An 18,981-nucleotide genomic window follows, 5' to 3' on the forward strand; every position below is an offset into this window, starting at 1 on the left:
TCTCACGCCTCCTTTGCTTCGACGGGGGCGGGGGCGGAACCGGTACGGCGGGAACCGCGCAGCGGGGGCTTGGCACCCAGCCGCTTCGGGTCCAGCCCGGACCACGGGTGACCGCTGGCGAAGAACTTCGTGCGGGCCAGCAGCGTCATGATGGGCTTGGTGAAGAGGAACACCACGACCACGTCGAGCAGGGTGGTCAGACCCAGGGTGAAGGCGAAGCCCTGCACCTTGCCGACGGTCACGATGAACAGCACCGCGGCGGCGAGGAACGACACGAAGTCGGAGACCAGGATCGTGCGCCGGGCGCGCGGCCAGGCCCGCTCGACGGCCGGACGCAGGGTGCGGCCCTCGCGGATCTCGTCGCGGATGCGCTCGAAGTACACGATGAACGAGTCCGCCGTGATGCCGATCGCCACGATCGCGCCACAGACCGCGGGCAGGTTCAGCGCGAAGCCGATGCCCTTGCCGAGCAGCGCCATGATCGTGTAGGTGAGGACCGCGGAGACCAGGAGGCTCAGGATGGCGACGAACGCCAGGCCCCGGTAGTACACCACCAGGTAGATCACCACGAGCAGCAGGCCGATGGCACCGGCGATCAGGCCGGCCCGCAGCTGCTCGCCGCCGAGCGCGGCGGTGACGGTGGTGACGCTGTCCTCGCTGAAGGAGAGCGGCAGGGCGCCGTACGAGAGCATGTTGCCCAGGTCCTGCGCGGACTGCTGGGTGAAGCCACCCGAGATCTGGGCGTTGCCGCCCATGATCGCCTGGCTGACGGACGGGTCCGAGACCACGTCGCCGTCGAGCACGATGGCGAACTGGTTCTGCGGCATCTGCTTGGCCGCGAGCTCGCCGGTGACCTTCGCGAAGGCGTCGGAACCGCGGTCGTTGAAGTCCATCGTGACGATCCACTGACCCGACTGCGGGTCGATGACGCCCTTGGCGCTCTTCACGTCCTTGCCCTCGACGGCGGCCGGGCCCAGGACCCACTTGCCCCAGGCTCCGCCGCGCTGACCGCAGGCGAGCGTCGGGTCCGTGGGCTTGGCGCCCTTGATGGCGGCGCGCTGCTTCTCGTCCGTGCAGTCGAGCGCGGCGAACTTGGCCTGCAGGTCGGCGGCGGCCGCGTCGTCACCCGTCGCGGGAGCGGACGCGGACGGCGACGGAGCCTTGGTGTCGTCTGCCTTCTTCGACTCGCTCGCCGAGGGCGAGGGAGTGGCGGTGGCGGCCGGGGCCTTGAGGGCCTCGCTGAGCGCACGGCCCTGGGAAGTGGCGCTGGACGACGGGGTGGCGGAGGGACTGGCCTTCTTGTCGCCCTCGGCCTTGGGGGCACCGGAGCCGCTCGCGGAGGGGCTCGGGTTCGGGCTCTGGGTGCCCTCGGGCGCGACGGGGGTGCCGTCCGCGAACGCGATGACCGGGCGGAAGTAGAGCTGGGCGGTCGTGCCGACCTGCTCGCGCGCCTGCTGCTCGTTCGTCCCCTTGGGGATGTTCACGATGATGTGGTCGCGGCCCTGGGTCTGGACCTCCGCCTCGGACACGCCGAGACCGTTGACGCGGCGGTCGATGATGCCGACCGCCGTGTTCATGTTGGTCTCGTTGATGGCGTTCTCTTTGCCGGGCTCGCTCTTGGCCTTGAGCGTGATGCTCGTGCCGCCGGCGAGGTCGATGCCCAGCCGGGGAGTCGTCTGCTTGGAGATGAACATCCCCGCGGTGAGCGCCACCATCGCGATCAGGATGATCGCCAGGGCACGCCCCGGCCTCCCCTGAGCCCCCGTGGGCCGCCGGCCCTTCTTCGGTGCTGCCACCTTGTCGTTTCTCCCTGTCCAACCGCCCCGCGCCGGGTCAGCGCGCGGACGGCCACGAAATGTGTGGTGGGGACCCCTGCCCCCCGCAGAAGTGTCACTGACGGGGACCGCGGCGGCCGCCGGTCTGGCGTTCCCACGGTCCCCGGCCGCGCGCTACTTCGCGCCGGCCTCGCCGTCGGTCTTGCCGTCCTTGGGCTCTTCGTCGCCCTCGGCCCCGTCCTTCTTGCCCAGGTCGAGCTTGGGAGCCTCGTCCTCGCCCTCGACCTTGTCCTTGGTGAGGTCCGCCTTCGGCTCCTCGGTGAGGGAGGAGGCGTCGTCCGGGACGACCGGCGTGTCGGTGGTCACGTCATCGGTGATGCCGTGGACGATGCGGTTGTACTCCGCGTCCTCGAGAACGGCGCCGATGGCGTTCTTGGCGAAGATCGCGTGGACGCCGGGAGCCACCTCGAGGGTGACGGTGTCGTCACCGATCTCCTTCACCGTGGCGTACATGCCGCCGATGGTGCGGACCCCGGTGCCGGGCGCCATGTGGTCGCGCATCTGCGCGGCTGCCTGCTGCTTCTTCTTCGCGGAGCGGGTCATCAGGAACATCGCCCCGATGAGCACGATGAACGGGAGGAGTGTCACGAGATTCACGGGACGGAGATCCTTCGCACGACCGCACGCGGACGGCGGCCTTTTCTACGGGGGGTGGGCATACCGACCCGAAGGGTCGGCATCGGCGGAGTCTAGGCGAGTCCGCACCGATGGAACAACGCCCAGCATGGCACCGCAGTTCCTGAGGGGGCGAACCTCCGCGCCGTCAGGCCCCGAACAAGCCCTGTTGTCCGCTTGATCCACTCCCACCGTGCTGCGGCGGGACGAGCCCCAGGTGAGCCCATGCGGCGGGCGTCGCGACCCGTCCCCGGGGGGTGCGCGCGAGCAGGCCCTCGCGGACCAGGAAGGGCTCCGCGACCTCTTCGACGGTCTCCCGTTCCTCGCCCACGGCCACGGCGAGGGTGGACAGCCCGACGGGGCCGCCGCCGAACAGTTTCAGCAGCGCCTCCAGGACGGCCCGGTCCAGCCGGTCGAGCCCGCGCGCGTCCACCTCGTACACCTGGAGGGCGGTACCGGCCACCTCGCGGTTGATCACACCGTCGGCCCGGACCTGGGCGTAGTCGCGGACGCGGCGCAGCAGACGGTTGGCGATGCGGGGGGTGCCGCGGGAGCGCCCGGCGATCTCGGCGGCGCCGTCGGTGTCGATCTCCACGTCGAGGAGGCGGGCGGAGCGGTGGATGACGCGCTCCAGCTCCTCGGGGGCGTAGAACTCCATGTGCCCGGTGAAGCCGAAGCGGTCCCGCAGCGGCGGGGGCAGGAGTCCGGCCCGGGTGGTGGCGCCGACCAGGGTGAAGGGCGGCAGCTCCAGCGGGATCGCGGTGGCCCCGGGGCCCTTGCCGACGATCACGTCGACGCGGAAGTCCTCCATGGCCATGTACAGCATCTCCTCGGCGGGCCGGGACATGCGGTGGATCTCGTCGAGGAAGAGGACCTCGCCCTCCTGGAGGGAGGACAGGATGGCGGCGAGGTCGCCGGCGTGCTGGATGGCGGGGCCGGAGGTGATGCGGATGGGCGCGCCCATCTCGGCCGCGATGATCATCGACAGCGTGGTCTTGCCGAGGCCGGGCGCGCCGGAGAGCAGGACGTGATCGGCGGTGGCCCCGCGCTGCCGGGCCGCCTTGAGGACCAGGTCGAGCTGCTGGCGGACCTTCTCCTGGCCGACGAACTCCCCGAGGTCCTTGGGCCGCAGCGCCGCCTCCACGGCGGTGTCCTCCCCGTCGGCCGAGGCCGCGACGAGTCGCTCGCTCTCGTCTGCGTTGGTCTCGTCGTCCCAGTTCACGGTGTCACTCTGCCTTATCGGTTCGTGCGGTGGTCGGTCGCCCGCGGGCACGCTTCCGGGGCGGAGCCCCGATCCTTGAGGCGCGGCGGCGGCGCGCGGCTAGCGGGCTCGGTTCAGGGACTGGAGGGCGGCTCGCAGGAGCTGCGGAACCGGGGCCGAACCGCCGGCGGCAATGGCGGCTTCGGCCTGCGGCGTCACCGCCGAGACGGCCTCCTCCGCGTCGCGCGACGCGTAGCCCAGCCCGATCAGCGCGGCGGACAGCTGTTCCGTCCACGGGGCGGGCCCACTGGCCACGGCCCGCTGCGCCCCCACCAGCCCGCTCGCGCCCAGCGGAGCGCCCAGCTTGCCCTTCAGCTCCAGCAGCAGCTTCTGCGCGCCCTTCTTGCCGATGCCGGGCACCGCCACCAGCGCCTTCTCGTCCCCCGTGGAGACGGCCAGCCGCAGCGCGTCCGGGCTGTGCACCCCGAGCATCGCCTGCGCCAGCCTCGGCCCGACCCCGCTCGCGCCCTGGAGGAGCTCGAAGACCTGCCGCTCGTCGTCGTCGGCGAAGCCGTACAGGGTGAGCGAGTCCTCCCGTACGACCAGGGAGGTGGCCAGCCGGGCCTGCTCCCCGATCCGCAGGCCGGCGATGGTGTTCGGCGTGCACTGCACGGCCATGCCCACTCCCCCGACCTCGATCACGGCAAGGGTGGGGGCGAGCGCGGCGACCGCGCCGCTGACGAAGGCGATCATCGGGTACGGCCTTTCGAGCCTGAGGCGTGCAGGGCGACCGCCTGCTGGAGGCGGTTCTGGGCGGGGGCCCGCCAGATGTGGCAGATGGCGAGGGCGAGGGCGTCGGCGGCGTCCGCCGGCTTGGGCGGTTCGGCCAGCCTCAGCAGCCGGGTGACCATCGCTCCGACCTGGGCCTTGTCGGCCCGGCCGCTGCCGGTGACGGCGGCCTTCACCTCGCTCGGGGTGTGCAGGGCGACCGGTATCCCGCGGCGCGCGGCGCACAGCATCGCGACGGCGCTCGCCTGGGCGGTGCCCATCACGGTGCTGACGTTGTGCTGGCTGAACACCCGCTCCACGGCGACGACTTCGGGCCGGTGCGTGTCGAGCCATTCCTCGATGCCCTGCTCGATGGCGACGAGCCGGTGCCCCAACTCCGCGTCCGCGGGGGTGCGTACGACCCCCACCCCGAGCATGGTCAGGGGGCGGCCGGCGACACCTTCGACGACGCCGACACCACACCGCGTCAGTCCCGGGTCCACACCGAGTACGCGCACACGTCCCTCCCCAGCTCACGATCAGACGTGCCGCCAGGCTATCCGCTGCCACCGACAACGACGGCGGGCCGGTAGGACGTGTCCTACCAGCCCGCCGAACCGCTCAGCTCGCGGCAGCGTTACGCGTCGACCTTCTCCATGACCTCGTCCGAGACGTCGAAGTTGGCGAAGACGTTCTGCACGTCGTCACTGTCCTCCAGCGCGTCGATCAGCTTGAAGATCTTGCGCGCGCCCTCTTCGTCCAGCTCGACCTGCATGGTCGGCAGGAAGTTGGAGTCGGCCGAGTCGTAGTCGATGCCGGCCTCCTGGAGCGCGGTGCGGACCGCGACCATGTCGGTGGCCTCGCTGATGATCTCGAAGCTCTCGCCGAGGTCGTTGACCTCTTCGGCACCGGCCTCGAGCACCGTCTCCAGGACGTCGTCCTCGGAGAGCTCGCCCTTGGGCAGGAGGACGACACCCTTGCGGTTGAACAGGTACGACACCGAGCCCGGGTCGGCCATGGAGCCGCCGTTGCGGGTCATGGCGACGCGGACGTCGGAGGCGGCGCGGTTGCGGTTGTCGGTGAGGCACTCGATGAGCACCGCGACGCCGTTCGGGCCGTAGCCCTCGTACATGATCGTCTCGTAGTCGGCGCCGCCGGCCTCGAGGCCGCCGCCGCGCTTGACCGCGGAGTCGATGTTCTTGTTCGGGACCGAGCTCTTCTTGGCCTTCTGGATGGCGTCGAAGAGGGTCGGGTTGCCGTCGATGTCGGCACCGCCCATACGGGCCGCGACCTCGATGTTCTTGATCAGCTTCGCGAAGAGCTTGCCGCGCTTGGCGTCAACCACGGCCTTCTTGTGCTTCGTCGTAGCCCATTTAGAGTGGCCGGACATCTGCCTGTCTCCTTCGCGTCACCAAATATGTTCGCCTCAGATCCTACCGGGATGCCGTTACAGCCCCGCGCGCACCATGTCGACGAAGTACGCGTGAACTCGGTCGTCTCCGGTCAGCTCGGGGTGGAACGAGGTGGCGAGGACGTTGCCCTGGCGGACGGCGACCGTGTGGCCGTCGTACGTGGCGAGCACCTCGGCGGCGCCGCCGACGGACTCGACCCACGGGGCGCGGATGAAGACGCCCTCCACCGGGCCGCCCTCGATGCCCGCGAAGTCGATCTTCGCCTCGAAGGACTCGTTCTGGCGGCCGAAGGCGTTGCGGCGGACGATCATGTCGATGCCGCCCAGGGTCTCCTGGTCCTCACGGCCGTCCAGGAGCTTGTCGGCGAGCATGATCATGCCGGCGCAGGTGCCGTACACGGGCATGCCGGCGGCCACGCGCTCGCGCAGCGGCTCCAGCATGCCGAACAGCACGGCCAGCTTCGACATGGTCGTGGACTCGCCGCCGGGGATGACCAGGGCGTCGATCTCGGCGAGCTCCTCGGGACGCCGGACCGGCCTGGCCACGGCGTCCGCCGCGGCCAGGGCGATCAGGTGCTCCCGTACGTCGCCCTGAAGGGCCAGGACTCCAATGACGGGGGTGGTCATGTCCGACTACCAGCCGCGGTTGGCGTAGCGCTCGGCCTCGGGGAGGGTGTCGCAGTTGATGCCGACCATGGCCTCGCCCAGGTTGCGGGAGGCGTCCGCGATGATCTTCGGGTCGTCGTAGAAGGTGGTGGCCTTCACGATGGCGGCGGCACGCTTGGCCGGGTCGCCCGACTTGAAGATGCCGGAGCCGACGAAGACGCCCTCGGCACCGAGCTGGCGCATGAGCGCGGCGTCGGCGGGGGTGGCGACGCCACCGGCGGAGAACAGCACGACGGGGAGCTTGCCGAGCTCGGCAACTTCCTTGACGAGCTCGTACGGGGCGCGCAGCTCCTTGGCGGCGGCGAACAGCTCGTTGTTGTCGTAGCCGCGCAGGCGGGCGATCTCGTTCTTGATCTGGCGCAGGTGGCGGACGGCCTCGACGACGTTGCCGGTGCCGGCCTCGCCCTTCGAGCGGATCATGGCCGCGCCCTCGGCGATGCGGCGCAGGGCCTCGCCCAGGTTGGTGGCACCGCAGACGAAGGGGGTGGTGAACGCCCACTTGTCGGAGTGGTTGACCTCGTCGGCCGGGGTCAGGACCTCGGACTCGTCGATGTAGTCGACGCCGAGGGACTGCAGGACCTGGGCCTCGACGAAGTGGCCGATGCGGGACTTGGCCATGACCGGGATCGAGACGGCCTCGATGATCTCTTCGATCATGTTCGGGTCGGACATGCGGGCCACGCCGCCGTCCTTGCGAATGTCGGCGGGCACCCGCTCCAGGGCCATGACGGCCACGGCGCCCGCGTCCTCGGCGATCTTCGCCTGCTCGGCGTTGACCACGTCCATGATCACGCCGCCCTTGAGCTGCTCGGCCATGCCGCGCTTGACGCGGGAGGTGCCGATGGCCGACTCAGCGGACTGGGGGGAGGTGGGAAGCGTGCTCACGGATTGACCTCACTCGAAGGGAACTCGAAAGGAAGACGGGTACTACCTGCCCGAGGAAACCTCACGGGTCAGTCCACTACAAGGGCCAATGTGGAGCCTGTGGCTCCTTCATTTGTCCCTCACGGCCCTAGGTGGGCCGGTCGGCAAGATCCACCGGGGGTTCGTCGTCCATTTCGAAGGCCAGCGGGAACGGTGCGTGCCCGGCCAGTCTGAACCAGCGGACCTTGCGATGGCGGCGCAGCGCGCGGGCGGCCCGTACGGCGTCGTTGTGGAACCGGCGGGCCATGGGCACGCGGCGGACGGCCGCCGCCAGCTCCTCGGTGGCCTGCGCCCCGCCGGGCGCCGCCTTCAGCACCTCGACCTGGTCGGCGTCGGCGAAGACCGCCCGCAGCGCCTGGCTGAGCTCGCTCTCGGCGACCTCCCGGTGCTCCTCCTCGGCCTGCCGGGCGGCGTGCGCGGCCTCGTACAGCACCAGCGAGGAGGCGGGGTCCAGCACCCCGGAGGTGGCCACCTCCAGCACCACGGAGGCCCGCCGGACGAGCTGCGCGTCGAGCGCGGCCCGCGCGGCGTCCATCCGCGAGTGCAGCCGGTCCAGCCGACCGGCGGTCCAGCTGAGGTAGACCCCGACGACTCCGAGAGCCAGGGCAATCCAGACAAGGGTTTCGATCACGCTGCGCGACCTTACCGCTCCCCGGGGCCCCGGCCCCCATCGCCCCTGACGGGCGGCGGGACCTCAACGCCGGGTGGTGAGCCTCAGGAGGAGGAGGTGTCCTTCGAGAAGCCCAGGCGGGTGCGGAGGCTGGTGCTGCGGTCGTCCTCGGCGACCGCGGCCGCGCCGTCCGTGACCGTTTCGTAGACCGCCAGGATGTCCGCTCCGACCGTGGACCAGTCGAAGCGGCGGACGTGCGCCGAGCCGCTGGCGCTGAGCTTCGCGCGGCGGGCCGGGTCGCGCAGGAGGGTGATCGCCGCCGTCGCCAGGGCGTCGGCGTTCTCGTTGGCGAAGAGGTCACCGGCCCCGCCCTGGTCCAGGACCTGCGCGAAGGCGTCCAGGTCCGAGGCCAGGACCGCGGCGCCCGCCGACAGGGCCTCGACCAGGATGATGCCGAAGCTCTCGCCGCCCGTGTTCGGGGCGACGTACACGTCGACGCTGCGCAGCAGCCGCGCCTTGTCCTCGTCCGAGACCATGCCGAGGAATTCGACCCGCGGGCGGAGTTCCGCGGGCAGCGAGGCCACCGCCTCCTCCTCGTCGCCGCGGCCCGCGACCAGCAGCCGTACGTCCGGACAGGCCTCCACGATCTTCGGGAAGGCCGCCATCAGCACCGGCAGGCCCTTGCGCGGCTCGTCGATGCGGCCGATGAAGCCCAGGGTCTGCCCGGACCAGTCGGGGTTCGGGTCGGCCTTGGCGAAGAAGTCCACGTCGACGCCGTTGGGGATGACGACCGCGTCGCCGCCGAGGTGCTCGACCAGCGTGCGCCGCGCGTACTCGCTCACCGCGATCCGCGCGCTGATCTTCTCCAGCGCCGGCTGGAGGATCGGGTACGCCGCGATCATGGCGCGCGAGCGCGGGTTCGAGGTGTGGAAGGTGGCCACGATCGGGCCCTGCGCCGCCCAGCAGGACAGCAGCCCCAGCGAGGGCGAGGCCGGCTCGTGGATGTGGATCACGTCGAAGGTGCCGTCGTGCAGCCAGCGGCGTACCCGCGCGGCGGAGAGGAACCCGAAGTTCAGGCGGGCCACCGAGCCGTTGTACGGCACCGGCACCGCCCGCCCGGCCGAGACCACGTAGGGCGGCAGCGGGGTCTCGTCGTCCGCCGGGGCCAGGACCGACACCTCGTGGCCGAGCCGGATCAGGTGCTCGGCCAGATCCCGGATGTGGAACTGGACGCCGCCCGGCACGTCCCACGAGTACGGGCACACGATGCCGATCTTCACTACGCGCGCTCCTCCAGGTCGTCCAGCCACAGTCGCTGCAGCATGTGCCAGTCCTCCGGGTGCTCGGCGATCCCCCAGGCGAAGGCGTCCGCCAGCGCCTGTGTCATGACGGCGGTCTTCTCGATCCGCGTGCCGGTCTTCGGCACCTCCACCTCGGGGTGGATCCGGCCGTACATCGTCGGCGTGTCGCCGTAGTGCAGGGTGGCAGGGAGCAGGACCGCACCGGTCTGCTGGGCCAGCAGCGCCGGCCCGGCCGGCATCCGCGCCGTGGAGCCGAAGAAGTCCACCTCGACCCCGGAGGCCGACAGGTCCCGGTCCGCGACCAGGCAGACCAGGCCGCCGGAGCGCAGCCGGCGGGCGAGCGTGCCGAAGGCGGCGCCGCCGCTGTGCGGCAGGACCTCCATGCCCAGGCTCTCCCGGTAGGCCACGAAGCGGTCGTAGAGGGTCTCGGGCTTGAGCCGCTCGGCGACCGTGGTGAACGGCACCCCGATGTGGCCGATGGCCCAGGCGCCGGCGAGGTCCCAGTTGGCGAGGTGCGGCAGCGCGACGACGACCCCGCGCCCGGAGGCGAGGGCGTCGCGCAGCAGGTGCTCGTCCGTGAACACGACGTCCGTACTGAACCGCTCCGGGTCCATGGTCGGCAGCCGGAAGGACTCCATCCAGTACCGCATGTACGAGCGCATGCCCGCCTGGGACAGCTCGCGCAGCCGCTCCGGACCGGCGTCGGGCACCACCCGGGCCAGGTTCGACTCCAGCCGCAGCACGCTCTTGCCGCGCCGCTTCCACGCGAAGTCCGCGATCCGCCGGCCGAGGGCCACCGCGGCCGGTTCGGGCAGCTTCTTGACCCCGGCCCAGCCGAGCCCGTACAGCCCGCTGACCAGCTTGTCCTGTGCGCTGCCCATCAGGCGGCGCCGCCGTCGGCGGCAGCCTCGGCGTCGGCCTCGGCCGACTCGCGGCGTACGGTGACCACCCGCTGGATCAGCGTGACGAGCGAGCCCACGGCCACGATCCACAGCGCGATCGGCAGCAGCACCCCGATCCAGGACGGCACCCCGAAGATCTGCAGCCCCGACAGGCCGGCCGCGACCAGCGAGATCACCAGGCGCTCCGCCCGTTCGATGAGCCCGTTGACGGCCACCGGCAGGCCGATCGACTCGCCGCGCGCCTTGGTGTACGAGACCACCTGGCCGCTGGCCAGGCAGAAGATCGCCACCGCGCAGAGCACGTTGTCGTTCCCGGATCCCGCGTACCAGAGCGCGAGACCGCCGAAGATCGCCGCGTCCGCCACCCGGTCGAGGGTGGAGTCGAGGAAGGCTCCCCAGCGGCTGGAGATCCCGGCCTGGCGGGCCATGTTCCCGTCCACCAGGTCGGAGAAGACGAAGAGGGTGATGGTGATCGTGCCCCAGAAGAACTCGCCCCGGGGGAAGAAGAACAGCGCTCCGGCCACCACTCCGGCCGTGCCGATCAGGGTGACCGCGTCCGGGCTCACCCCCCGCCGGAGCAGAAAAGCGGCGAATGGCGTGAGAACACGCGTGAAGAATGCACGCGCGTACTTGTTCAGCATGGCCTTCCCGGAGGGTCGCTGGGCCGCACGGCCACCACGGCCACCGGCTGGCCCATCGTAGCCAGCGCGCCGCCGCCCGAACGCCGCGCACCCACCGGTTCGTGCCACGTAAGACGTACTTCACGTCACGGACGGCCTCCGGTGCGCCCCGGGTACGTGCCCGGTACGACGTATGGACGCGGTGTGACAGCAGTGCAAAGCTCGAAGAACCCCGTGTTCCTCATCCGAGGAGCCGCGCAGGGAACCGATCGGGAGACCCCTCGGGAAATCCGTCGGGAAACCGATCAAGGAACCCACCCTCCTCACCGTCACCACCGGGAGGTACGAGCACCATGGGAGCCACATCACACCACGCCGGAGCCGCCGGCAGGGCACTGACGGCCGACCGCCCCTCCTCCATCCGGAACGTCGTGCTGGTCGGCCACAGCGGATCGGGCAAGACCACGCTGGTCGAAGCCCTCGCCCTGACCGCCGGAGCGGTCAACCGGGCCGGCCGCGTCGAGGACGGCGCGACCGTCTCCGACTACGACGAGATCGAGCACCGCCGACAACGCTCCGTCCAGCTCTCCCTCGTCCCCGTCGAATGGGGCGGAATCAAGATCAACATCCTGGACACCCCCGGATACGCCGACTTCGTGGGGGAACTCAGGGCCGGTCTGCGCGCCGCGGACGCGGCCCTTTTCGTCGTCTCGGCCTCGGACGGCATCGACGGGGCCACCCGCATGGTCTGGGACGAGTGCGAGGCCGTCGGCATGCCCCGCGCCATCGTCGTGACCCACCTGGAGGCCGCCCGCTCCGACTACGCGCAGATGACCACCGTCTGCGGCGAGATCTTCGGCGCCGAGGACCCCGACGCGGTCGTCCCCCTCTACCTCCCCCTGCACGGCCCCGCCGGCCCCGACGGCCACGCCCCCGTGACCGGCCTCCTCGGCCTGCTCTCCCAGCGCGTCTACGAGTACTCCTCCGGCGAGCGCGTGGAGCGCGACCCGGACCCCGCCGAGCTCGCGCTCATCGCCGACGCCCGCTCCCGCCTCATCGAGGGGATCATCGCGGAGAGCGAGGACGAGAGCCTGATGGACCGCTACCTCGGCGGCGAGGACATCGACGTCAAGACCCTCGTGGACGACCTGGAGCGGGCCGTCGCCCGCGGCACCTTCCACCCCGTCCTGATGGCCGCGCCCGCCGGCGACGGCGCCCGCCAGGGGCTCGGCACGGTGGAACTCCTCGAACTGGTCACCGGCGGCTTCCCCACCCCGCTGGAACGCGCCGCCGTCACCGTCACCCGGCCCGACGGCTCCGCCCGTCCCGAGGTCACCTGCGATCCCGCCGGCCCCCTCGTCGCCGAGGTCGTCAAGACCTCCTCCGACCCCTACGTCGGCCGCGTCTCCCTCGTCCGCGTCTTCTCCGGCACCCTGAACCCCGAGGAGACCGTCCACGTCAGCGGCCACGGGCTCGCGGACCGCGGCCACGAGGACCACGATGTCGACGAGCGGATCGGCACCCTCACCGCCCCCTTCGGCAAACAGCAGCGCGCCCTCACCCGATGCATCGCCGGCGACCTGGCCTGCGTGGCCAAACTCACCCGCGCGGAGACCGGCGACACCCTCTCCGCCAAGGAAGACCCGCTCCTCATGGAGCCCTGGACCATGCCCGACCCGCTGCTCCCCCTCGCCATCGAGGCCCACAGCAAGGCCGACGAGGACAAGCTCTCCCAGGGCCTGGCCCGGCTCGTGGCCGAGGACCCCACCATGCGCCTGGAGCAGAACCCGCACACCCACCAGGTCGTCCTGTGGTGCCTCGGCGAGGCCCACCAGGACGTCGCCCTGGAGCGGCTGCGCACCCGCTACGGCGTCCAGGTCGACCCCGTCCCGCACAAGGTGAGCCTGCGCGAGACCTTCGGCGCCAAGGCCGCCGGCCGCGGCCGGCACGTCAAACAGTCCGGCGGCCACGGCCAGTTCGCCATCTGCGAGATCGAGGTGGAACCGCTCCCGCCGGGCAGCGGCATCGAGTTCGTCGACAAGGTGGTCGGCGGCGCCGTGCCCCGCCAGTTCATCCCGTCCGTGGAGAAGGGCGTACGCGGCCAGGCCGCCCGCGGGGTCGCGGCCGGCTACCCGCTGGTCGACGTCCGCATCACCCTCCTCGACGGCAAGGCCCACTCGGTGGACTCCTCCGACGCCGCCTTCCAGACGGCCGGCGCCCTCGCGCTGCGCGAGGCCGCCGCAGAGGCCCGCATCGACCTGCTCGAACCGGTCGCCGAGCTCGCCGTCCTCATCCCCGACGAGTACGTGGGCCCGGTCATGAGCGACCTCGCCGGCCGCCGCGGCCGCGTCGTCGGCACCGACCAGGCCGGCCCGGGGCGCACCCGGGTCCGCGCCGAGATCCCCGAGATCGAGATCGGCCGCTACGCCGTGGAGCTGCGGTCCGTCTCGCACGGCACGGGCCGCTTCGCCCGGGCCTACGCCCGCCATGAGCCCATGCCACCCCAGATCGCGGAAAAGGTGCGCGAACAGGCCGAGAAGGGAAGCTAGTTGACATAGCACCGGGAAGGCCGCCCACCCAACCAGCTTGCGGTGGGCGGCATTTCCCTGTCCCATGACCATGGGGCGAGATCCGCCGATAGGCTCGTCGGCGCGCCAAAAGAGCACGAACGCACAGCGATGGGGGCAGCGGTGGCGGACGACGGATTCGACTTCAGGCCCGGAGCGCAGATTCCTCTCCAGGGTGGCGGTGGGCAGACGGCGGCGACCAACGCCCTCGCCTCGGCCGCGTACCGCGACGGCGGCAAGGACACCAGGCTGGACGTCATACTCGGGGCCAACAGCGATCTCCACCCGGCCACGGTCAAGCCCCCGAAGATCTCCCTCTTCGAGCCCAGCCTCGGCGAGGCCTTCTGCCGGGCCGTCGAGGCCCGCACGCTCGGCTCGGGCCGCAAGCCGCTGATCCAGTCCTTCGGAGCCGATCCGCAGACGGTGGTGGAGCACTGCCTGGCCGCCTCCCGCATCCGCAAGGAGCGCGACCGCCGGCTCCGGCTGATCACACTGGTCTGCGGTGTGCTGTTCCTGCCCGGCCTGCTGCTCTGGCTGGGCCTGTTCCAGCTCCGCAAGAGCCTGGCCGGCAAGGGGCGCGGCTCCTGGATCGGGACCGCCGTCCTGGTCGGCATCGGCATCGTGGCCGCCGTCCTGATGTTCAGGCTGCCGCTCACCGGCTTCCTCGGGCTCTACGCACGCGGCATGATCATCGCCCCGGCCCTGGGCTGGCTGCTCGCCCGCCGGACCTGCGAGGCCACCGCCAGGGACCTGCGCGCCCGCTGGGACGGACTGCTCTCCGGCGACGGGATCGGCGCCAAGATCCCCGAGGCCGTGCCGGGCAACCCCGACGAGAAGGCGCGCGAGGACCTGCGCCACCAGCTCGCCAAGCTCACCGCCGAGGACCGCAGCAACCAGGTCTTCTACGCGGGCCCCAAGGGCATCCTCGGCATGGGCACCCGGTGGGGCAGCTGGCAGATGGCCGAGGAGCTCGCCCCCAGGAAGGAGGGGATGGAGATCCACCCCTTCCGCAGCTGGGACGTCATACGCGGGATCGACGCCCAGCTCCGCAAGCTGGAGCGGGGCCCCCTGCACACCGGCGGCTTCCCGCCCGCCGCGATCCAGCACTGGATCGTCACCCCGGTCGGCGAGGGCGCGGGCGAGGTCGCCCGCCCCACCGGCGAGAACGTCGACGCCTTCCTCATCAAGCCGCACGAGATCACCCGGATCTGCAACGAGCAGCAGTTCAACGCCGGGAACCGGCACTACCTGGGCATCCAGTACCCGCTCTGGGACGGCCAGCTGGTCATCAACATGCTGGTCACGGTCACCGTGCTCTACAAGACCCTGCGCGTGGACGTCACCGCGCACGCCCTGGGCCCCGTACACGGCCTGTTCACCACGAAGTCCAAGGCCCCGGTGGTGGAGGTGCCCAAGAGCATCCGCTTCTGGGAGACCGTGGAGCGCCCGCTGCCGCTGGTGGACGTCCAGGAGGTGGTACGGCTGGCCGTGCGGGCCCCGCTGACCTGGTACCCGCCGATCCTGGACTTCTTCGGCGGCAAGCTGGTCCTGCCGGAGCCCTTCGGCCTGCGGCACGTCTGGGCGAGCTCGATGTGGCGCCACCGGTTCATGGCCGACGACGCCCTGCGCACGGTGGCTCCGGTCCTGCGGTCGATCCACGCCGCGACCTTCAAGGTGCTGGAGGAGAACGGCGTCGACACCGACCGCTTCACCAACCGCTCCTCGATCATGAGCGGGCTCATCCAGGAGCCGTCGCCGCGCAAGGCCGACGTCTACGACGCGTGAACCGGCGCGTGGGTACGCTGGAGGCGCGGACAGCAGGGGCAGCGGGCAGGGCACCCCACGATCCGGAGGAGCGGCCGTGACCGAGCGCAAACCGCCTGGCGTCAGCGTCGAGTCCTTCGTGGACCGGCAGATCCGACAGGCCGCCGAGCGGGGCGAATTCGAGAACCTGCCCGGCTACGGCAAGCCGCTGGCCTCCCTCGACGCCCCGTACGACGAGCTGTGGTGGATCAAGGGCAAGCTGCACGGCGAGGGGTTCGCCGTCCTGCCTCCGGCGCTCGCGCTGCGCAAGGAGGCGGAGGACGCCCGGGAGGCCGCCCTCGCCGCGCGCTCGGAGCGTCAGGTGCGGGACGTCCTCACGGCGGTCAACGAGAAGATCCGCGCCGCCCTGCTCAGGCCCCCGCCGGGACCGCCCCTGGGCCTGACCGAATTCGACGTCGAGGCCGTACTGGAGACGTGGCGCGAGAGCCGCGGAACCCGCGGGGACCGGCCGGCCGGCTGATCAGTCGACGGGCCAGGCGTCGGCGAGCATCTGGCGGGTGTCCGCGAGCAGTTGCGGCAGCACCTTGGTGTGGCCGACGACCGGCATGAAGTTCGTGTCCCCGCCCCAGCGGGGCACGATGTGCTGGTGCAGGTGCGCGGCGATGCCGGCCCCGGCCGCGGCGCCCTGGTTCATGCCGATGTTGAAACCGTGCGCGCCCGAGGCCTTGCGCAGCGCGACCATCGCCCGCTTGGTGAGGTCCGCGAGTTCGGCCGTCTCCGGCCCGTCGAGCTCGGTGTAGTCGGCGACGTGCCGGTACGGGACGACCATCAGGTGGCCGCCGTTGTACGGGTACAGGTTCAGCACGGCGTAGACGTGCCTGCCTCGGGCGACGACCAGGCCGTCCTGGTCGGACATCTCCGGAATCCCGCAGAAGGGACAGCCGTCCCCGGCCTCCGGGCCGGTCGGCTTGTTCTCCCCCTGGATGTAGGCCATCCGGTGGGGCGTCCACAGACGCTGGAACGCGTCCTGCGTGCCCACACCGATCTGCTGCTCCGGCTCAATCGTCATGGCGGCAAGCATATGACCTTGCCTTCGCGTACGAGGAAGGCCCCCGGAAGTGATCACTTCCGGGGGCCTTCCTCGTACGCATCGGCGCACGGCTCGCGCGCGGATCCGACCTGTGCGGATCAGACCTGGACGCGGTCCGCGACGACCTTGGCCAGCTTGGCCAGCGCCTCGTCCTTGCCGATGCCGTTCTCCTGCGAACCGTCGCGGTAGCGGAAGGAGACGGTGCCCGCCGCCATGTCCTCGTCACCGACGATGACCATGAAGGGGACCTTGAGCTTCTGGTGGTTGCGGATCTTCTTCTGCATGCGGTCGGAGGAGGCGTCCACCTCGACCCGCAGGCCCTGCTTCTTCGCCGCGGCGGCGAACTCCTGCAGGTACTCGACGTGCCCGTCGCCGATCGGGATGCCGACCGCCTGGACCGGGGCCAGCCACGGCGGCATGGCGCCCGCGTAGTGCTCCAGCAGCACGGCGAAGAACCGCTCGATCGAACCGAACAGCGCGCGGTGGATCATGACCGGGCGCTGGCGGGAGCCGTCCGGGGCGGTGTACTCCAGGTTGAAGCGCTCCGGCAGGTTGAAGTCCAGCTGCACGGTCGACATCTGCCAGGTGCGGCCGATGGCGTCCCTGCACTGCACCGAGATCTTCGGACCGTAGAAGGCGGCGCCGCCCGGGTCCGGGACCAGCGGGAGACCCTGCTTCTCGGCGACCTGCGCGAGGACGGCGGTCGCCTCCTCCCAGGCCTCGTCCGAGCCGACGAACTTCTCCGGGTCCTTGGTGGACAGCTCCAGGTAGAAGTCGGTCAGACCGTAGTCGCGCAGCAGGTTCAGCACGAAGGTGAGGGTGCGGTCGAGCTCCTCGGCCATCTGCTCACGGGTGCAGTAGATGTGCGCGTCGTCCTGGGTGAACCCGCGGGCGCGGGTCAGGCCGTGCACCACGCCCGACTTCTCGTACCGGTACACGGTGCCGAACTCGAACAGGCGCAGCGGGAGCTCGCGGTAGGAGCGGCCGCGCGCGTCGAAGATCAGGTTGTGCATCGGGCAGTTCATGGGCTTGAGGTAGTAGTCGGTACCACCGTCGAGCTGCATGGGGGGGTACATGCCCTCCGCGTACCAGTCCAGGTGCCCGCTCTTCTCGAAGAGGGCGCCCTTGGTGGCGTGCGGGGTGTAGACGAACTCGTAGCCCTCCTCCTCGTGCCGGCGGCGCGAATAGTCCTCCATGGTCCGGCGGATGATGCCGCCGCGCGGGTGGAAGACGGCGAGGCCGGAGCCGATCTCGTCCGGGACGGAGAAGAGGTCGAGCTCGTTGCCGAGCTTGCGGTGGTCGCGCTTCTCGGCCTCGGCGAGGAAGTCGAGGTGGGCCTTCAGCTCGTCCTTCGAGGGCCACGCGGTGCCGTAGATGCGCTGGAGCATCGGGTTCTTCTCGCTGCCGCGCCAGTAGGCGGCGGCGTTGCGCATGAGCTTGAAGGCCGGGATGTTGCGGGTGGTGGGCAGGTGGGGACCGCGGCAGAGGTCCTTCCAGCACAGCTCGCCGGTCTTCGCGTCGAGGTTGTCGTAGATGGTCAGCTCGCCGCCGCCCACCTCGACGTTCGCGCCGTCGTCGGTCGACGCGGAACCCTTGATGCCGATGAGCTCCAGCTTGTACGGCTCGTCGGCGAGCTCCTCGCGGGCCGCCTCGTCGGTGACGACGCGGCGGGAGAAGCGCTGGCCGCGCTTCTGGATCTCCTGCATCTTCTTCTCGACGGCCTTCAGGTCCTCCGGGGTGAAGGGCCGGGCCACGTCGAAGTCGTAGTAGAAGCCGTCCCGGACCGGCGGGCCGATGCCCAGCTTGGCCTCGGGGAAGAGCTCCTGTACGGCCTGCGCCATGACGTGCGCGGTCGAGTGGCGCAGGATGTTCAGGCCGTCCTCGGAGGAGATCTCCACCGGCTCGACGGTCTCGCCGTCCTTCACCTCGTACGCGAGGTCCTTCAGCTCACCCGCGATGCGGGCGGCGACGATGGTGCGCTCGCCGGCGAAGAGCTCGGCCGCCGTAGTGCCCGTGGCCACCACGCGCTCGTCCCGCTCGGAATCGCGTTGGATGATCACACGGACGTCTGACACCGGTCTCTCCTGAACTCTGGGGGTGCGCGAGCGAACACTGCGCGCGTTGAATCGTACCGAGCGGAGTGGCCGCGCCGCTAAACGGTTACCGCGCGGGCCGGGGCGGCGCCCCGCCCGAAGTAGCCTGGGCGGCATGCCGAGCCCACGGATACGCCGACTGGACCTGACCGACGACGCCACCGCGACGGCCGTGCACCGGATCGGGCGGGCCGCGTACGCGGTCGAGGCGGAGCTGATCGGCTTCGACGGCATCCCGGCGCTGGGCGAGAGCCTGGCGGAGATGCGCTCGCAGGAGCTGAACTGGATCGGCGCCGTCTGCGACGGGGACGGGGAGCTCGCCGGCTTCCTCGCCTGGGAGGAAGAGCCGGGTGGGGACGTCTCCCTGGACCGTGTCTGCGTGTCCCCGGCCTGGTTCCGCCGGGGCATCGCCTCCCTACTGCTCCGCCACGCCCTGACCGACCTCTTCCCTGGCCGCCCCGTCAAGGTCACCACGGGCGCCGCCAACACCCCCGCGATCTCCCTCTACACCCACCTGGGCTTCACCCGAGGCCCCGACTTCTCCCCCGCCCCGGACTTGACGATGGCCGCCTTCCGTTTCAGCCCCGCCGGCGTTTGAGGCGCTCTTTCAGCCC

Annotated in this window: 18 protein-coding genes; 4 read left to right on the forward strand and 14 right to left on the reverse strand. The window is 71.0% G+C overall.

Annotated features, from left to right (window positions below; genetic code table 11):
• Positions 1-2 precede the first annotated feature (2 nt).
• From secD to pgsA, 12 genes are all read right to left on the reverse strand, one after another.
• Complete coding sequence (gene secD / locus ACFYZ4_RS30615) at positions 3-1,796, reverse strand: protein translocase subunit SecD (protein ID WP_351289667.1); 1,794 nt, start codon at positions 1,794-1,796, stop codon at positions 3-5.
• Positions 1,797-1,949: 153 nt separating this feature from the next.
• Complete coding sequence (gene yajC, locus ACFYZ4_RS30620; RefSeq protein ID WP_351289665.1) at positions 1,950-2,432, reverse strand: preprotein translocase subunit YajC; 483 nt, start codon at positions 2,430-2,432, stop codon at positions 1,950-1,952.
• A gap of 166 nt (positions 2,433-2,598) precedes the next feature.
• The gene (gene ruvB / locus ACFYZ4_RS30625; protein WP_030706273.1) at positions 2,599-3,672 is read right to left on the reverse strand and encodes a Holliday junction branch migration DNA helicase RuvB; all 1,074 of its coding nucleotides are present in this window, start codon (positions 3,670-3,672) and stop codon (positions 2,599-2,601) included.
• A 99-nt stretch (positions 3,673-3,771) separates the two neighbouring features.
• On the reverse strand, positions 3,772-4,404 hold the full coding sequence (gene ruvA / locus ACFYZ4_RS30630; RefSeq protein ID WP_384347146.1) for a Holliday junction branch migration protein RuvA: 633 nt from the start codon (positions 4,402-4,404) through the stop codon (positions 3,772-3,774).
• Positions 4,401-4,937 (reverse strand): crossover junction endodeoxyribonuclease RuvC, encoded by a 537-nt coding sequence (ruvC, locus tag ACFYZ4_RS30635; protein ID WP_351289661.1) that lies wholly within the window; start codon positions 4,935-4,937, stop codon positions 4,401-4,403. Before ruvC ends, ruvA begins: the two co-directional genes overlap by 4 nt.
• Before the next feature lie 119 nt (positions 4,938-5,056).
• Positions 5,057-5,809, reverse strand: a complete 753-nt coding sequence (locus tag ACFYZ4_RS30640; protein WP_008740481.1) for a YebC/PmpR family DNA-binding transcriptional regulator — start codon at positions 5,807-5,809, stop codon at positions 5,057-5,059.
• A gap of 57 nt (positions 5,810-5,866) precedes the next feature.
• Positions 5,867-6,457: a pyridoxal 5'-phosphate synthase glutaminase subunit PdxT gene (gene pdxT, locus ACFYZ4_RS30645; RefSeq protein ID WP_351289659.1), complete on the reverse strand. Its 591-nt coding sequence runs from the start codon at positions 6,455-6,457 to the stop codon at positions 5,867-5,869.
• A gap of 6 nt (positions 6,458-6,463) precedes the next feature.
• A complete protein-coding gene (gene pdxS / locus ACFYZ4_RS30650; protein ID WP_030706266.1) occupies positions 6,464-7,381 on the reverse strand; it encodes a pyridoxal 5'-phosphate synthase lyase subunit PdxS in 918 nt (305 codons plus the stop codon).
• 127 nt (positions 7,382-7,508) lie between these two features.
• On the reverse strand, positions 7,509-8,051 hold the full coding sequence (locus tag ACFYZ4_RS30655) for a hypothetical protein (protein ID WP_319721116.1): 543 nt from the start codon (positions 8,049-8,051) through the stop codon (positions 7,509-7,511).
• Positions 8,052-8,134: 83 nt separating this feature from the next.
• Entirely contained in the window at positions 8,135-9,310 is a 1,176-nt protein-coding gene (locus ACFYZ4_RS30660) for a glycosyltransferase family 4 protein (protein WP_351591351.1), read from the reverse strand.
• Positions 9,310-10,212, reverse strand: coding sequence for a phosphatidylinositol mannoside acyltransferase (locus tag ACFYZ4_RS30665; RefSeq protein WP_351591354.1), 903 nt, complete (start codon positions 10,210-10,212; stop codon positions 9,310-9,312). The genes ACFYZ4_RS30660 and ACFYZ4_RS30665 overlap by 1 nt, the downstream gene beginning before the upstream one ends.
• Positions 10,212-10,874: a phosphatidylinositol phosphate synthase gene (gene pgsA, locus ACFYZ4_RS30670; RefSeq protein ID WP_351289652.1), complete on the reverse strand. Its 663-nt coding sequence runs from the start codon at positions 10,872-10,874 to the stop codon at positions 10,212-10,214. Before pgsA ends, ACFYZ4_RS30665 begins: the two co-directional genes overlap by 1 nt.
• A 332-nt stretch (positions 10,875-11,206) precedes the next feature.
• On the opposite strand from pgsA, the gene ACFYZ4_RS30675 reads away from it, so the two are divergent.
• The 3 genes from ACFYZ4_RS30675 to ACFYZ4_RS30685 all read left to right on the forward strand — a co-directional run bounded on the left by ACFYZ4_RS30675 (position 11,207) and on the right by ACFYZ4_RS30685 (position 15,704).
• The gene (locus tag ACFYZ4_RS30675; protein ID WP_390785356.1) at positions 11,207-13,402 is read left to right on the forward strand and encodes an elongation factor G-like protein EF-G2; all 2,196 of its coding nucleotides are present in this window, start codon (positions 11,207-11,209) and stop codon (positions 13,400-13,402) included.
• A 141-nt stretch (positions 13,403-13,543) separates the two neighbouring features.
• Entirely contained in the window at positions 13,544-15,205 is a 1,662-nt protein-coding gene (locus ACFYZ4_RS30680; RefSeq protein ID WP_351591360.1) for a hypothetical protein, read from the forward strand.
• A 76-nt stretch (positions 15,206-15,281) separates the two neighbouring features.
• Positions 15,282-15,704 carry a DUF1992 domain-containing protein gene (locus ACFYZ4_RS30685; protein ID WP_351289646.1) on the forward strand — a complete coding sequence of 141 codons (423 nt, stop codon included), beginning with the start codon at positions 15,282-15,284 and terminating at the stop codon, positions 15,702-15,704.
• On the opposite strand, the gene ACFYZ4_RS30690 is transcribed toward ACFYZ4_RS30685, so the two are convergent.
• The gene (locus ACFYZ4_RS30690) at positions 15,705-16,265 is read right to left on the reverse strand and encodes an HIT domain-containing protein (RefSeq protein ID WP_351289644.1); all 561 of its coding nucleotides are present in this window, start codon (positions 16,263-16,265) and stop codon (positions 15,705-15,707) included.
• A 107-nt stretch (positions 16,266-16,372) separates the two neighbouring features.
• On the reverse strand, positions 16,373-18,349 hold the full coding sequence (thrS, locus tag ACFYZ4_RS30695) for a threonine--tRNA ligase (RefSeq protein ID WP_390785357.1): 1,977 nt from the start codon (positions 18,347-18,349) through the stop codon (positions 16,373-16,375).
• 133 nt (positions 18,350-18,482) lie between these two features.
• On the opposite strand from thrS, the gene ACFYZ4_RS30700 reads away from it, so the two are divergent.
• Complete coding sequence (locus ACFYZ4_RS30700; protein WP_390785358.1) at positions 18,483-18,965, forward strand: GNAT family N-acetyltransferase; 483 nt, start codon at positions 18,483-18,485, stop codon at positions 18,963-18,965.
• Positions 18,966-18,981 lie beyond the last annotated feature (16 nt).

Origin of the sequence: Streptomyces sp. NPDC001513 (assembly GCF_042894695.1) — a bacterium.
In the GTDB taxonomy this organism is placed as follows: domain Bacteria; phylum Actinomycetota; class Actinomycetes; order Streptomycetales; family Streptomycetaceae; genus Streptomyces.

Coding starts and splice junctions, on each gene's coding strand:
- ruvA (WP_384347146.1), bottom strand. CDS start 4,404: ATGATCGCCTTCGTCAGCGGCGCGGTCGCCGCGCTCGCCCCCACCCTT.
- ACFYZ4_RS30640 (WP_008740481.1), bottom strand. CDS start 5,809: ATGTCCGGCCACTCTAAATGGGCTACGACGAAGCACAAGAAGGCCGTG.
- pdxT (WP_351289659.1), bottom strand. CDS start 6,457: ATGACCACCCCCGTCATTGGAGTCCTGGCCCTTCAGGGCGACGTACGG.
- ACFYZ4_RS30665 (WP_351591354.1), bottom strand. CDS start 10,212: ATGGGCAGCGCACAGGACAAGCTGGTCAGCGGGCTGTACGGGCTCGGC.
- pgsA (WP_351289652.1), bottom strand. CDS start 10,874: ATGCTGAACAAGTACGCGCGTGCATTCTTCACGCGTGTTCTCACGCCA.
- ACFYZ4_RS30675 (WP_390785356.1), top strand. CDS start 11,207: ATGGGAGCCACATCACACCACGCCGGAGCCGCCGGCAGGGCACTGACG.
- ACFYZ4_RS30690 (WP_351289644.1), bottom strand. CDS start 16,265: ATGCTTGCCGCCATGACGATTGAGCCGGAGCAGCAGATCGGTGTGGGC.
- ACFYZ4_RS30700 (WP_390785358.1), top strand. CDS start 18,483: ATGCCGAGCCCACGGATACGCCGACTGGACCTGACCGACGACGCCACC.